This is a genomic window from Lysinibacillus sp. FSL M8-0355 (assembly GCF_038008985.1).
In the GTDB taxonomy this organism is placed as follows: Bacteria; Bacillota; Bacilli; order Bacillales_A; family Planococcaceae; genus Lysinibacillus; species Lysinibacillus fusiformis_D.
The window spans coordinates 1,969,848-1,983,179 of sequence record NZ_JBBPAI010000001.1 but is presented as its reverse complement, the minus strand read 5'-3'; the positions used below and the strand labels follow the sequence as shown (position 1 = coordinate 1,983,179).

At 38.4% G+C, this 13,332-nt stretch carries 17 protein-coding genes; 6 read left to right on the top strand and 11 right to left on the bottom strand.

What is annotated here, in order from left to right; all coding sequences use genetic code 11:
- Positions 1-10 precede the first annotated feature (10 nt).
- The 5 genes from MKY46_RS09530 to MKY46_RS09510 form a co-directional block, all read right to left on the bottom strand.
- Complete coding sequence (locus tag MKY46_RS09530) at positions 11-820, bottom strand: hypothetical protein (RefSeq protein WP_036127469.1); 810 nt, start codon at positions 818-820, stop codon at positions 11-13.
- 85 nt (positions 821-905) lie between these two features.
- Complete coding sequence (locus MKY46_RS09525) at positions 906-1,304, bottom strand: hypothetical protein (RefSeq protein ID WP_036127472.1); 399 nt, start codon at positions 1,302-1,304, stop codon at positions 906-908.
- A 635-nt stretch (positions 1,305-1,939) separates the two neighbouring features.
- A complete protein-coding gene (locus MKY46_RS09520) occupies positions 1,940-2,161 on the bottom strand; it encodes a methyltransferase domain-containing protein (RefSeq protein ID WP_230593952.1) in 222 nt (73 codons plus the stop codon).
- Positions 2,162-2,404: 243 nt separating this feature from the next.
- Positions 2,405-2,611 (bottom strand): hypothetical protein, encoded by a 207-nt coding sequence (locus tag MKY46_RS09515; protein WP_089932345.1) that lies wholly within the window; start codon positions 2,609-2,611, stop codon positions 2,405-2,407.
- 158 nt (positions 2,612-2,769) lie between these two features.
- Positions 2,770-3,303, bottom strand: a complete 534-nt coding sequence (locus tag MKY46_RS09510; RefSeq protein ID WP_036127478.1) for a GNAT family N-acetyltransferase — start codon at positions 3,301-3,303, stop codon at positions 2,770-2,772.
- A gap of 346 nt (positions 3,304-3,649) precedes the next feature.
- Here MKY46_RS09510 and MKY46_RS09505 point away from each other — a divergent pair, with 346 nt between their 5' ends.
- Positions 3,650-4,822, top strand: coding sequence for a multidrug effflux MFS transporter (locus MKY46_RS09505; RefSeq protein WP_340835650.1), 1,173 nt, complete (start codon positions 3,650-3,652; stop codon positions 4,820-4,822).
- A gap of 80 nt (positions 4,823-4,902) precedes the next feature.
- Here the strand turns inward: MKY46_RS09505 and MKY46_RS09500 are convergent, their stop codons facing one another.
- The gene (locus MKY46_RS09500; protein WP_230593953.1) at positions 4,903-5,400 is read right to left on the bottom strand and encodes a hypothetical protein; all 498 of its coding nucleotides are present in this window, start codon (positions 5,398-5,400) and stop codon (positions 4,903-4,905) included.
- 95 nt (positions 5,401-5,495) lie between these two features.
- Here MKY46_RS09500 and MKY46_RS09495 point away from each other — a divergent pair, with 95 nt between their 5' ends.
- Complete coding sequence (locus MKY46_RS09495) at positions 5,496-5,948, top strand: NUDIX domain-containing protein (protein WP_036127498.1); 453 nt, start codon at positions 5,496-5,498, stop codon at positions 5,946-5,948.
- Positions 5,949-5,976: 28 nt separating this feature from the next.
- On the opposite strand, the gene MKY46_RS09490 is transcribed toward MKY46_RS09495, so the two are convergent.
- Together MKY46_RS09490 and MKY46_RS09485 are read right to left on the bottom strand one after the other, a co-directional pair.
- Positions 5,977-6,420 (bottom strand): GNAT family N-acetyltransferase, encoded by a 444-nt coding sequence (locus MKY46_RS09490; RefSeq protein WP_082673767.1) that lies wholly within the window; start codon positions 6,418-6,420, stop codon positions 5,977-5,979.
- Positions 6,421-6,430: 10 nt separating this feature from the next.
- Positions 6,431-6,748: a MazG nucleotide pyrophosphohydrolase domain-containing protein gene (locus MKY46_RS09485; RefSeq protein WP_036127510.1), complete on the bottom strand. Its 318-nt coding sequence runs from the start codon at positions 6,746-6,748 to the stop codon at positions 6,431-6,433.
- A gap of 224 nt (positions 6,749-6,972) precedes the next feature.
- On the opposite strand from MKY46_RS09485, the gene MKY46_RS09480 reads away from it, so the two are divergent.
- On the top strand, positions 6,973-7,548 hold the full coding sequence (locus tag MKY46_RS09480; protein ID WP_271913091.1) for an LOG family protein: 576 nt from the start codon (positions 6,973-6,975) through the stop codon (positions 7,546-7,548).
- 453 nt (positions 7,549-8,001) lie between these two features.
- Here MKY46_RS09480 and MKY46_RS09475 read toward each other — a convergent pair whose 3' ends face one another.
- Complete coding sequence (locus MKY46_RS09475) at positions 8,002-8,199, bottom strand: Fragile-X-F protein (RefSeq protein WP_036127503.1); 198 nt, start codon at positions 8,197-8,199, stop codon at positions 8,002-8,004.
- Positions 8,200-8,316: 117 nt separating this feature from the next.
- Here MKY46_RS09475 and MKY46_RS09470 point away from each other — a divergent pair, with 117 nt between their 5' ends.
- From MKY46_RS09470 to MKY46_RS09460, 3 genes are all read left to right on the top strand, one after another.
- Entirely contained in the window at positions 8,317-9,294 is a 978-nt protein-coding gene (locus tag MKY46_RS09470) for a dimethylarginine dimethylaminohydrolase family protein (protein ID WP_340834024.1), read from the top strand.
- Between the two features lie 82 nt (positions 9,295-9,376).
- A complete protein-coding gene (locus tag MKY46_RS09465) occupies positions 9,377-9,622 on the top strand; it encodes a YkuS family protein (protein ID WP_036127519.1) in 246 nt (81 codons plus the stop codon).
- A gap of 136 nt (positions 9,623-9,758) precedes the next feature.
- Positions 9,759-10,925 carry a Ger(x)C family spore germination protein gene (locus tag MKY46_RS09460; protein ID WP_036127522.1) on the top strand — a complete coding sequence of 389 codons (1,167 nt, stop codon included), beginning with the start codon at positions 9,759-9,761 and terminating at the stop codon, positions 10,923-10,925.
- A 35-nt stretch (positions 10,926-10,960) separates the two neighbouring features.
- Here the strand turns inward: MKY46_RS09460 and MKY46_RS09455 are convergent, their stop codons facing one another.
- Both MKY46_RS09455 and MKY46_RS09450 read right to left on the bottom strand, forming a co-directional pair.
- Positions 10,961-11,620, bottom strand: coding sequence for an MBL fold metallo-hydrolase (locus tag MKY46_RS09455; protein ID WP_036127524.1), 660 nt, complete (start codon positions 11,618-11,620; stop codon positions 10,961-10,963).
- A 144-nt stretch (positions 11,621-11,764) separates the two neighbouring features.
- Entirely contained in the window at positions 11,765-12,925 is a 1,161-nt protein-coding gene (locus tag MKY46_RS09450) for an MFS transporter (protein WP_058844979.1), read from the bottom strand.
- Between the last annotated feature and the right edge of the window lie 407 nt (positions 12,926-13,332).

The following is a 13,332-nucleotide window of genomic DNA, read 5'->3' as shown; positions in this document are numbered from 1 at the left end:
AACTCACTTCCTAATATTCCATATTGCGTACAGTTTTATTGACACCAACTACAAGTAAACATAAAGAAATAATGAATAATAGAATCAGTGGCAGAAAAACTTCCACTGTCGTGTATAAAGTATTAAATGCCGTGAAACTTGCAAAAATATCAAACCATACACTTCCTGTATAACTTCCAATTCTCCCATATACAAAATAAATAACTACTACTAATAAAATAACTTTATATTCACGATCTGTTAATAGTATTAAAGCACAAGATAATAAGCTAAATACAAATGCTAGTGCCAAGTATATGGTGCAAGTCATGAAAATAAAAAATAAATAGGGATGATTACTATAAAAGTCTTTAGGAAGCATTGATGCAAAACCACCTATATTCTCAATACTTCGATAGACAAATATGGCTCCAATTGAATAAAAAATAAGAAATGAGCCTACAACGATGCTTGTTGAGAGTAACACATATTGAATTACATCTTTGTAAATCGCCTTTTTTAAAGATTTATAGCGATTCCTTCCAAAAACATATAAGCTCCTTTTCTCCGAAAACAAACCTAAAGTCGTTAAAATAAATAAGGCAGGAATAAAATTAATCAAATAAAACATAGAAGAGTCTACAAATATTTCCCACGTTGAAATTTGGGAAATAAAATTACGTCTAATTTCTTCTTTTGTACCAACTAAATCTTCCGCATTATAGTCCATTGTTAGAATCTCAAAAAAATGACTGGCAAAGCCCCACGATAAGGCTAGTCCTCCAACAAGAAAAAGGACATTCAGTAATATGTATCTGCTTTTAACTTTTAAACTAGGCATAAAACAACCTCCTGTCTCCATTACATAAATAGATAAAATATCGTCCAACTAGGTTATCTCTAGTTGGACGATATTTAAATCTGGCTTAGTTACTTGCCGCCCATGAACCACTAATTGTCACTGAACCGCCACCAGTGTCGTTTGTTTTTCGAAGTCCTAACTTGTACTGATGGTTAACTGCTGCGTTTACAGCTGCAAACGTTTTTCTTTCGCCTCGTTGAAGAGTCGTTCCTCCTCGATAAACATCATTAGAATTTTTCATTGTCGCAGTAATCCATGCAGTACCCGAGTCGTTTGCTAGATTAACAATTGCGTCAGTATCAGAATGTCTTACTGAGTAAGGAGCAAACTTCTCAGCCCCAGAATATGTAACTGTGAAATTTGTAAATGTTTGTGGATCCTTTGCTAACGCTTCTCCATTCATTGCTCCTAAAAAACCTAGTGATAAAGCACTTACCATTAATACATGTTTAAATTTTGACATATTTTGCCCTCTCCTTTAATTTAGGTTTGTCACTGACTAAGGAAATTAATACAACAACTAGAAGAATAGTGGTTACATCATCCTCACCCCCTATAGTTATAATAATAGCGATTACAATTCACAGCATTTCCATTTACTATACTATCTGTTAAAAATTATATATATTTTTCGTCTATTTTCCACATTTTTTCTTATAAGTAGACTTTTACATCTTAAGCGTACTATCATTATTCTCCTTTCTCTTAAATTTCTACATTTCTTTACTATTTATAGTAGTAAATGGATCTTATTTCTTTTTTCTAGCAATCCAAATTGTCCAGCGATCCTTTTCAAAGATAGATCCTTCTATGGTAATGGCCTTCTTTATATCCTCAAGAAGGGCCGATAATTATACGTCATTTAATTCATGCAAAAGACTATGTCTCGTTCTTCCTTACAAATGCTCCTTATTGGTATGAACCTGTCTTGTTCCTAGAGTGTGATTTCCTTAATTTCATGAAAACCTACTTCTTTTAAGCTTTCTATTACTACCTGACTGCTATGTCGACGCACCACTTCCTTTTGAATGAGCGATGGAAAGCTTTCAAAGAAATACCTTCTTATAGGATGTGTATCTCCTTGAAGAATGCAATCTTCTAGGGTACGATCTTGTTCCGTAAGAGACGATAAGCCTCTTGAAAGAATGCGTTGAGATCTTTTAGATAATGTATCAATACCCGTTTAAGCACAACAACATAAGTATTTTCTGCATGGCCTGCTGCTAAAGTATCCCCTTGGACAAATTGTGGATAAGCTCGGCAATTTTCTTTTGCCCCTCTATCATGGCTTGTGAAAAATCTCCTCCTGTTACAGAGGATACCCTCGTATTGATAAGTGACTTGGTATAGATGCCGCCTCCACAGCAGATATCAACCACCTGTGCCACATGTTGAAAAGGAATATGGGTTGTTAATGCTTCCTTCCATGAATTTTCTGTCTATCTTAGAAATGATCTCTAACTATACAACAATAAGATCTTCTATTCATCGATGCATGTTGCAATGTTTTCTCCCCTCTACAGATAAAAACCCATGCATGTACACGCATGGGTTGAGCTGCTATTAACGATTTCTTGAGGACTTTAAAATAGTCCGTTCAATCAGTCTTATTTCATTATTTAGCTTGGCAATTGCCGCTTCGATTTGTTGATAGCGCTCCATTTGGTTGACTTTCTCTGTTGATATTGAATCCTTTAAAGCGGCATGCCCTGCGTATAAGCTTGCTAGTAAATCTAGCTTTTGAAAATAAGCTGCGCTATATTGCTCCATAACACCCAGCCCCTCGTCACATACTTTTTACACGAACAAATGAATTGTTGTTCATATTAGTACTATAGCCGAAAAAAGCAGCATCGAAACTCAGCCTAAATCATTATTTATCATCCTTTTTTTCACTAAATATCATTCTTTTAAAATAAAAATTGGCACTATTCTTTCTTTTTTAATAAAGAATAAATGAATGTATCATAGGCTTGCCCATTTTGATACATATAGTCTCTTAGGATGCCTTCTTGTTGGAACCCTAGCTTCATCAATAGTTGACTGGAAGCTTCATTTTCTAAAAAGACAACAGCTCCAATGCGATTCAGGTTCATGTCCTGAAAGCCATAGGCTATCACTTTTTGCACGGCTTCTTTTATATAACCTTGTCGCCAGTAATCGGGATGAATTTCATAGCCAATTTCTGCTCGATGATGCGCAGCCGACCATAAATGGAAGCCAATCGTACCAATGACTTCATTCGAATCTTTGCGTTCAATGCCCCAACGAATCCCTCTTTTTTGTTCAAAGTTTTTAGCAAACTGCTTAATAGCCTGTTCAGCCTGCTGTGTATCGACAAAGGGTTCCTGCCCATAATAGCGTGTTACAGCCTCATTCGAAAAGCAGCGGAAAATGGCTGGTACATCCTCTAAAGTTAGCTCTCTTAACCTAAGTCTTGCCGTTTCTAAAACTGGAAACATTCCCTTCTCCTCCTCTACCACCCATTACCATTTCTCTAATCCACCTTCAAAATCCTTTTTGACACTAGCTCTATCTCTTAAAAATTGATAAGATTAGCAATTATTACTATAAAGGTATTATAAAATAGCTTATAATAGTAATCAGACTATGCACTCCTACTACATGCATATCCATTACAGCTCAGCTTCCGTATTTTTCGGTATACCATTTTTGCTGAGTATAGATAAAGGTGATTTTCAACATGACATCCTATGAACGTATACTTATAATGGTCCCGCCGTTTCCCTAGCTACGCTATCTACTTGTAACGAACAAAGTAGATTTTGCTTGTAGGAGGGCAATATGTTGAAAAAACAGGCAGTACCATCTTTATTATTAATGATTGTTCTTGTGGCATTTCCACAAATTAGTGAAACGATATACACACCATCTCTACCGGATATTGCCGCTGCACTTGGTGTATCCAATAGTTCTGTCCAATTAACTTTAAGCATCTATTTTATTGGCTTTGCATTAGGTGTTTTTTGCTGGGGATGGATTTCTGATTTCATTGGCCGTCGACCTGCCATGTTAGCCGGTCTCCTTTTTTACGGTATAGGGAGCTTGCTCTGTGTTTACGCAGAGACGATTCCTTTTCTAATTGCAAGTCGATTTATTCAAGCGTTTGGGGCTGCCACTGGCTCCATTATTACACAGACCATTTTGCGTGAAAGCGTAGCAGGTAGCCAGCGACATGCTATGTTCGCACAAATTTCAGCTGTCATTGCCTTTACCCCTGCGGTAGGGCCGTTGATTGGTGGCTGGGTCGATCAAGCACTTGGCTTTCGAGCCGTGTTTTTTGTCCTTGTGGTGATGAGTATCTTGTTGTTCATGTATGCTTATTACAGACTTCCTGAAACAACAGATCCAGCCGCAAGACAACGAATAGCGATTTGGCCTGTCGTCAAACGCATTGTTGCTTCGCCAACCGTTCTTGTCTATGGACTACTGATTGGGGGCATCAATGGTGTACTATTTAGCTACTATGCCGAAGCACCCTTTATCTTCATTGGTCATTTTCAAATGTCACCAGGCCTATACGGTTTTCTTGGCATCATCGTGGCATTGGCTTCTATCATAGGGGCCATGATTTCAAAACGACTGGTCATCAACCATCCACCGCAAAAAATCATTCACCTCGGCTGTCTGGTGATGCTTTTGGGTGCTGTGCTGTTGACTATCGTTTGTTTGATGCCACTGCATGCAATACTCGTAGAAATCGGCATCTTGCTGACCGTTTTCGTCCTACTGCTCGGCTCTGGCATGGCACTTCCTAACTGCCTAAGTCTTGCACTAGTAGACTTTCAGGATGTTATTGGGACAGCAGGCGCGATTTTTAGTCTCGGCTATTACCTATTAGTCAGTGCCATCACAACGGGTATGAGTTTGCTACACAACGGTTCTTTATTAACAATGCCACTCTATTTCTTAGGTCTATCCCTGACGATGTGGCTTTATGGGAGAAAATTTATACGATAATCGATGAAAGCGGGCATCTTATCGTCAGCATAAAAATGAGCCACCTTGAATAATTAAGGTGGCTTCTCCTATTGACGACATTATTGAAAATAATAATCCAATACTTCCTGTGCCGAATGAAAAACCTTATTGCTTTGCGTTTTATAAAGAAATGTTGGATTCGTACAGGCTTTTTCTAGACTTTTGGCTTGCTTTAGCTTATCGGTCATTTGCTCGATAATATCCGTGTAGCCATCGAGTTGATTAGATATTTTCGGTAGCATCGTGGGTGAGATGTTCAAAACAATGGATACTTGATCCTCAGCATAGCTATTTAAATTGATAAAAAAGCATTCTTCCAAATGCTTGGAATGTTTATCTACATTAATGACGGCTTCTTGATAATTGGCAATTACACCTGTGGATGTATTCGTAACCTTAAAGCCCTGCTTTGTTAAATGTTGTTCGACCATCTTTAAAAACTGCTCTACTTTTTCATCTAATTGCGGTGTAACAGTCTTCTCAATTAAATCATCACAACGCTGATAAATTGTATCGATTTCAGCCTGTTTTTCGACAAGTAGTTTAAAATTGGACATTGAATACACGCTTGATCTCCCCTTTTTACTAAGGTAGACATTCATGAAGCATTTTAGTCATGACCACGAAAAATAACTATCCAAAGGAGATACCTATGATTAGAAATTCTGTAAAAGCCATCATTATCGTTGATGGCAATATATTGCTAATAAAAAATCAAGATGACGAGGGCTATTTTTATCTTTGCCCAGGTGGTGGACAAGAGCATGGTGAGACATTCCCTAAAACACTGCAAAGAGAATGCCTCGAAGAAATCGGCTCCTCTGTTCAGATTGGAGAGCTTCTTTTTATACGAGAATATATTGGAAAAAATCATGAGCATGCCGCCTTTGACGCAAATGTCCACCAGGTAGAATATTATTTTCAATGTCAATTCAATGGGCAAGTTTGTCAGCCAACCAATCCAGATCAACATCAAATCGGCACACAGTGGATACCTATAGAAGAGCTACACACTTATAGATTTTATCCTAAAGCATTCATCCGCCCTCTACAGCACTTTATCCAAGGACAACAAACAGCGATTTATTTAGGAGATGTCAATTAAAGCCGGCTTCTATCCTCATTGACCGCTCTTACACTAGATTTTTCACCATCGTATAATAACTACTACCTGGTGGATAATCTTTAATTTCTCCTACCACTTGATAGCCTTGTGCCTCATAAAATGTGCGAGCTTGAAACTCGTAGGTTGTCAGCAGAGCTTTTGTAGCACCCATTTCCTTTGCTACTAACTCTGCCTTGGCTAGGAGCTTTGTGCCAATTCCTTTTCCACGATACTCTTCACTAAACCAAAACTTATGTATTTCCACCCATCCCCAGTAGACTTCAGCCGTTATACCACCTACCCATTGCTGCTGTAAATCTGTGACTATCAATTGCAATGGTTGGATTGCCCCCTGCTGTCTACTTGCACGATGATAAGAGGAATGTTCATTATTATAGGCGCGAATTTTTTCACTTAAAAAATTCGTAAACGCTTCATGCTGTTTATGTAAAACCTCAACTTGATATTCCATCGAGTTCCTCCTAGTCCTGATAGCGTTTTACTAGCTTGTCTTGATGAGCCGCAAATATTTCTTCTAATGGAATATCATATTGATTGGCAATGACAATAAGATTGCCTAGTACATCCCCTAGCTCTTCAATAAGCTCTTGTTTATGTTCCTCATAGGATTGTGTTTTTTCATCTGGTCGATCTCTACCAATCTCGATCGCTCGAATGGCTCTCGCTACCTCACCAGTTTCTTCTGCCAAGAAGCCAATACGTGTAAAAATGTTGAGCTCTGACCAGCCTCGTGCTTCATAATAATCCTTTACCCAACGTTGAAATTCATTTAGTTCCAATTCCTTTTCCTCCATTTCCTTCCTCTTCAAAATAAATTATACTATTATTTGTGCCTTAGCCAAAGCCCTTGTTAAAATCTATGCTACCCATGGGAGGCTTTGGGAACAGCATGAGACTGTCATTACTAAAGGCGTGGCGTTTTTACGTTATTCCCTAAGTTCAACGGGCGTTTACACTGCTTTCGGTACAAGAAGAATTTAATCAGTTATGGAGGAAATCTACTATGAACAGTGTTGCTGTATTTTGCGGATCAAGTCTTGGCGCTTCTGATGCTTATCGTGAAGGTGCGATTCTACTAGGAAAAGAATTAGCTAAAAGACAAATTACCCTTATTTATGGTGGTGCTTCAGTTGGCATCATGGCTACAGTAGCGAATACCGTGCTACAAGAAGGTGGCAAGGTTATAGGGGTCATTCCTACATTATTAGAAGAACGTGAAATTGCGCATCAGCACTTAACCGAGCTGATTGTTGTGAACACGATGCATGAACGGAAAAGTAAAATGATGGAGCTAGCTGATGGCTTTATTGCCCTTCCTGGTGGTCCTGGTACTTTAGAGGAATTTTTCGAAGTGTTTACTTGGAATCAAATAGGGCTGCTTCAAAAGCCTTGTGCGATTTTCAATATGGAAGGCTATTTTGATTTATTAATCTCATTTTTTGACCATATGCAAAATGAACAATTTTTAAAAGCTCAAAATCGTGAAGCATTAATTGTCGCTGAAGACACTGCAACGCTTTTAGATAAATGTGAAAGCTTTGTTGCTCCGGCTGTGAAAACCTATGAATTAAGCAAATAGTGAAGTGGTAAGGTTGGCCCTAGGCGGGCTGATCTTACCACTTTGAAGTTTTTGACAACATCATTCCCCCACTTCCAAAATTAATTTATATTGGCGCAAGAACTGGGAGGCGACCGCGATTCTTAAAAGAAGATGGACTTGGTTATTTTCCGATTACTATTTACTATCATTTTATCGTAGACCACTAGTATGATGCTATATCTGAAGTCAATACTGTATTAATTTCAGATACGAGGGAAAAATCGTATTATACTGATCCAGCGGAAACAGCGTAACTGATCTCGATATTAGATAAGCTCGTAATGAAAAAGAAGTTCATTCCCTCATACAGATGCTTCTATCATTTTTTCTTTAGCGAATCCAGAGGAACGGTGTGCAATAATTTTTGACTATGAAATCAAGCTACTTCAACGAATAAGGTGATCTTCGAATTTGTTCGATTTTCTCCTTGTTTTATTGATCCACCCTTTTTTCCCGCCTTTTAACAGCGATTACCGCAATAAGGACCGTCATAAGCTTTATTACTACCACAATGACATACAAACTGAATGAGAGTATGGCTGGTAATAAAACGACCCACCACGACCAAGCAATCACATCTGTTAGCTTTAAAACGACAAAGACTATGGTCAACACTTCTGCAATGCCCATCTTTTCACCACCCTACAACCTTTCTTGACTATGTAGTAACTATATCCCTTACGATATGGAACAACGCAGGAAAAAATTTCACTATTTTCTCTAAATGATATAACAGGAGGTCGTACTATGACGAATATTTTTGTAAAAAGTGAGTTTGCTCCGTTAAAAAGAGTTGTTATGGCTCAATCAGAGTTTGCTTTTCCCGCTACAGGCAATCCAACAGATGACGAATTTTTAACAGAAGAAACGCTAGCCATTTATGCAGGCGTTGATACGCTCGGTAAAAACTTCAAAGAGGTCTTTCCAGAAAGACAGCAGCAATGGGAATTAGAACGAGCAAATTTTAAAAGGGTACTTGAAAAATATGGTGTGGAAGTACAGGTGCCACGACTTTTAACAGATTATGAAAAAGAGCTAGGACAAGAGGATGGCTATAGCAATTTCTTTGTTCGTGATCCCTTTTTCACTATCGGTCATTTTTTAATTGAAGGCTCCCTTCGATTTCCTCATAGACGGAACGAAATCTTGCCAGTGCGTAATCTTTTAGCTCAGGAAGCAAACGATAACCAATGTTTCTATGTGTCCATTCCAAAGCCTGATATCGCAGACGGGCTGGATTCTGAGGCTGGCCCATTTTTAGAGGGTGGCGATGTGTTAGTGCTAGATAAAACGATTTTCGTAGGAAATTCAGGGCTAGCCTCCAATAAAAATGGCGTGCAGTGGCTGCGTAATTTAGCCAGTCATTTTGATTTTACAGTGGTCGAGGTTCCACTTCATCCAACGATTCTCCATCTAGACTGTGCACTTAGTTTGGTAAGGGATGGTCTGATGATTGTCTGCGAGGATGCTTTCTTAGAGGGAATCCCCGAACAGCTGAAGGGTTGGGATAAAATTCATGTTTCCCTAGAAGATGCCTCACGACTTGCAACAAACGGTCTCCCTATCAATGAAGAGGTTTACATTACAGATAAAGAATTTACATGGATTGGCGAGCAATTAGTACAAAGAGGTGTCACTGTAGAATACATTGATTTTAACATCTCCCGAAGCTTTGGTGGTTCTTTTAGATGTAGTACACAACCACTATTACAGACAAATGCATAGACATCATCCATCTCCCCTAAAAAATAATATGAATAATGAACAAGCTGAAATGGCACATTATTTATAGGAGGTGGACAAAAAAATGTCTAGAATTATTGGTGTGGAACAATCATTATCTAATATCGAGGATGCTTTAAAAGCAAAAGGCTATGAGGTCATCCAGCTTCGCAATGAAGAGGATGCCAAAAAATGTGATGCTTGTATCATTACAGGTCAGGACAGAGACGTGATGGGCATTAGTGATCCTGTCATGGCAGGCCCTGTCATTGATGCAGATGGCTTGTCAGCAAATGACGTCATTCAACGTGTCGAAAAATATTTCCACTAAAACAACAAGTGCTGTCACCATGTCACATTGACTGGGGATAGCACTTTCTTTTGTCATTCCTACATAATCTGTACTTATAATACCATGTGTTCTTGTCCAAACTACTATACATGAACTAGAAAAAGTAGGGAGACATATGAGTCAAAAAAATATTGCGATTGTTATTTTAATGCTTACGACTACACTACTCATGTCAGGCTGCTGGGATGTTACAGAGCCTCAACGAATGTATTATGTGCAAGGTGTTGGGGTTGATTATAAGGATAATGAATATACTGTGTACTTACAAATTATCAACTTTGCCAACGTAGCGAAAACAGAACAATCTAACCCTCAAGCCTCACCTACAGAAATTGGTCAAGCGAAGGGAAAAACAATAGAAGAAGCGATTTACAAATTATATCGTTCCATGGACCAAGAAGTATTTTGGGGGCATATGACCTATCTTCTTTTCTCAGAGAATGCGATGAAGGATGAGCATGCCATTGCTGTAATCGATACTTTTTTACGCTTTCGTGAAACGAGATATCATATTTGGGTCTACTGTACACAAGACCCAATCGAGGATGTTTTATTAGTTTCTCCTTTATTAGAGAAGTCACCGACTGCCGCGAAATTAAGTAAGCCTAAAAATACGGCTAAGCAGGAGTCCTTTGTAGAGCCTGTTAATTTGCGACAGCTAGTGATTGGCTTAAATGAGCCAAACCATGAAATGAAAATCCCTTACGTAACTGTCAATGAAAACTGGGAAACCATAGATGGTACCAAAACAGAAACCGTTTTTGCAGGTGTCGGTATCCTCTCAAAGGATAGTTTTAAAGGCTATATTAAAGGTAAAGCCGCTCGCGGTATTGAATGGATGAACGATGAAACAAAGCAAGGGGAAATCACTGTTAAATTGGAAAATAACGAGAAAAGTGATTTCTTAACTGTCGATATTCAAAAGTTAGATGTCGATGTCAAACCTATCGTCCAAAACAATCAAGTCCAATTTGAGGTGTATTTAAAATTCAACACAATTTTAAATGGCTTTAAAGGGAAGCTGACACCCGATCAAGTAAGAAAAAAAGTAGAAAAAGCAGTCAAAGATGAAATTATGGCTACCTTCGAGGAAGGCTTGAAAATGGATGCGGATGTCTTTCGCTTATCAGAATACCTCTACCGCGATAATGTAAAGGCATGGAAGAAACTAGAAAAGGATGGCAAAATCCCATTAACGAAGGATTCCATCCGTAAAATCGATATTCATATTAATAAAGTAAGCCCTGGTCGTAAAACATTTGAAGAGACCATCGCCGAATAATGGAAGAGACCACCCTTCTTGGCGTGGTCTTTTTATCATGACAATATTTTTTTCATTTGTTCAAGGACTGCTCCCCTACTGATGCCTCCGTGATAACAAATCACCGCTTCAAGGTCGATATCTAGGCATTTCTGTAAAGACTGACGAGCTTCTTCTACGTCCAATGCAGTTGGTTCATGAACGCCCTCAATATGACCGTCTACACTATACATCGCGTCACCCGCCACCAATGTTTTACTCTGTGTTAAATACAGGCTAATATGACCTGGTGTATGCCCTGGTGTATGAATAACACGAATCCCGCCACAAAATGGTAGTTCTTCACCATCACTCAGCACCACATCCACCTTACCCTTCGGAGGGTTCTCTAAATGTCCATCTTTTACTAGCGGCAGCTCTCCTTGAATATAGGGCTTGTCGAGAGCATGTGCATATACTTGAACATGTGGCCCACACACCTGTAATAAATCAGGTAGACAGCCGATATGATCCACATCCTGATGCGTTAAGATAATCGCTTTGAGCTGATTTAACGACACACCCACCTGTACTATCGCCTCATGCAGCTCTTCCATTTGCCCAGGAAAACCAGTGTCAATCAACACCGCCATGTCCTGGTCCCACACCAATGTAGGATGAATCACAAAGCCCTGATAATGGAGTTCCAGCATTGCTATCCCGTTCGCCATTTGCATAACACGCGCCTCCTTCACCGTTTCTTATAAATTATGGCATTTAGCTAGTTTCTGTTTTTTAAACAGGATTCCCTGCTTTCTTCCTTTATTTTTATCATTCATAGTAAAAGGACCAGACATTTGAGACTGGTCCCTATTATTATATTACTGGTTCATTTTCTTATTGGTAATGTAATCGTAGTATACTAACAGGACAACAATAAGAAAGCTTAAGCTAACAAGACGGAAAATCATTGCTATACTCATCCATTCTGCTAAAATCCCTAAGAAAAATGCACTAACGCCAACACCAACATCAAAGCTTGAAAGAAAAGTAGCATTAGCTGCACCGCTTTTGGCTTCACTTACTTTTTGAACAGTCCATGTTTGTAAACATGGCATAACGGTCCCATAACCTGCACCGAATAAAATGGCTGCCAAAATAAGAGTGTGATTATTTGTTGTATAGGACAACACAATTAGTGATAAGAAACCAAGTGTTGCTGACACAATGATAATAGACCATGGTCCATTTTTATCAAACCATTTTCCTGTAAATGGACGTAATAAAGTGGAAACAATTGCGTTGATAAAAAAGAATAGAAAAATATGATCTAATCCCTTTTGCTCTCCGAAAAGGACTAAGAATGTAATGACGGCTCCAAAACCAAGCGTCGTCACTACAGTCAATAAAGACTGAAACCATACATCTTTTTCAAAAATCGCTTCCATAAATCGAAATGGCTGCTTGTCAAATTGTTTAGGTGTAGCTGAATGAATAAATGGAAGCATTATAACCGCAAATAAACAGAGTAATGCAGATGACCAAATCAGTGTATGGAAGGAAAAGGAATTATACATAAGGATACCTAAACTTGGTGCAACAATAGCTCCTACTGTTGTTGAAACCGAGAAATAACCCATTCCTTCTCCTAATCTAGCTTTAGGAATGATATCTACAGCCATTGTACTATTGGCTGTAGTAGAAATCCCCCACGCTGTTCCATGGAAAAACCGTAACAATAGGAAAATCCAAATCGTGCTAAGAAAAGGATATAACATTGTAATCATCAGCAACATGATGCCCGCCCCAATAGCTAGATGTTTTCGCTTATGATCGATTAAATAATAACCTATAAAAGGTCTTATTATAATGGCGCCTAGTGTAAATACCGTCGTTACCAAACCTACTTGCATAGGAGTGGCGTTTATACTTAATAAATAGGCCGGTAAGATAGGCAGTAACATTTCAAATCCTATAAAAATGAAAAAATTACTTATAAATAGAAAAAGAAATGATGTAGTAAAAATGGGTTGTTTTTTCATAGTTAAAATTCCTCGCTTCTAATTGTTTTGCTAAATTAGAAGCGCTTGGAACACTGAAACATCCCTTAATTGCCTTAGTTTTTTCAGCAATTTGCTCACCCTCTCTAAGTTTTATCACAACAAAAAAGACGCCATAAAACCGGCGTCTAAGCATTACTTTGTATCGTTTTTAAAATACGTATTTCACGAATGACATACAAAGGCAAAAAGCTTCCGGTTACTGAGTTCTATATGGTGTTTTTCTAAAAAATCGCAGACTGGTCCCTTTGAACAGTAATCATCTAATTGTAAAAATGTCTTTACTTCAACGGCAGTTCTTCTGAAAACAGTTTCCATCACATTTTGCCTCCTCTCTAAAAATCTATGAATAGCTTATTATAATTTAATACAAGTAACTCATAAAAGCA

What these genes read in the sequence shown, in the direction of transcription:
- MKY46_RS09450 (WP_058844979.1), bottom strand. Translation starts at nt 12,925, where the DNA reads ATGAAAAAACAACCCATTTTTACTACATCATTTCTTTTTCTATTTATA.
- MKY46_RS09510 (WP_036127478.1), bottom strand. Translation starts at nt 3,303, where the DNA reads ATGTTTCCAGTTTTAGAAACGGCAAGACTTAGGTTAAGAGAGCTAACT.
- MKY46_RS09490 (WP_082673767.1), bottom strand. Translation starts at nt 6,420, where the DNA reads ATGGAATATCAAGTTGAGGTTTTACATAAACAGCATGAAGCGTTTACG.
- MKY46_RS09515 (WP_089932345.1), bottom strand. Translation starts at nt 2,611, where the DNA reads ATGGAGCAATATAGCGCAGCTTATTTTCAAAAGCTAGATTTACTAGCA.
- MKY46_RS09530 (WP_036127469.1), bottom strand. Translation starts at nt 820, where the DNA reads ATGCCTAGTTTAAAAGTTAAAAGCAGATACATATTACTGAATGTCCTT.
- MKY46_RS09495 (WP_036127498.1), top strand. Translation starts at nt 5,496, where the DNA reads ATGATTAGAAATTCTGTAAAAGCCATCATTATCGTTGATGGCAATATA.
- MKY46_RS09475 (WP_036127503.1), bottom strand. Translation starts at nt 8,199, where the DNA reads ATGGGCATTGCAGAAGTGTTGACCATAGTCTTTGTCGTTTTAAAGCTA.
- MKY46_RS09525 (WP_036127472.1), bottom strand. Translation starts at nt 1,304, where the DNA reads ATGTCAAAATTTAAACATGTATTAATGGTAAGTGCTTTATCACTAGGT.
- MKY46_RS09455 (WP_036127524.1), bottom strand. Translation starts at nt 11,620, where the DNA reads ATGCAAATGGCGAACGGGATAGCAATGCTGGAACTCCATTATCAGGGC.
- MKY46_RS09500 (WP_230593953.1), bottom strand. Translation starts at nt 5,400, where the DNA reads ATGTCCAATTTTAAACTACTTGTCGAAAAACAGGCTGAAATCGATACA.
- MKY46_RS09470 (WP_340834024.1), top strand. Translation starts at nt 8,317, where the DNA reads ATGACGAATATTTTTGTAAAAAGTGAGTTTGCTCCGTTAAAAAGAGTT.
- MKY46_RS09480 (WP_271913091.1), top strand. Translation starts at nt 6,973, where the DNA reads ATGAACAGTGTTGCTGTATTTTGCGGATCAAGTCTTGGCGCTTCTGAT.
- MKY46_RS09465 (WP_036127519.1), top strand. Translation starts at nt 9,377, where the DNA reads ATGTCTAGAATTATTGGTGTGGAACAATCATTATCTAATATCGAGGAT.
- MKY46_RS09460 (WP_036127522.1), top strand. Translation starts at nt 9,759, where the DNA reads ATGAGTCAAAAAAATATTGCGATTGTTATTTTAATGCTTACGACTACA.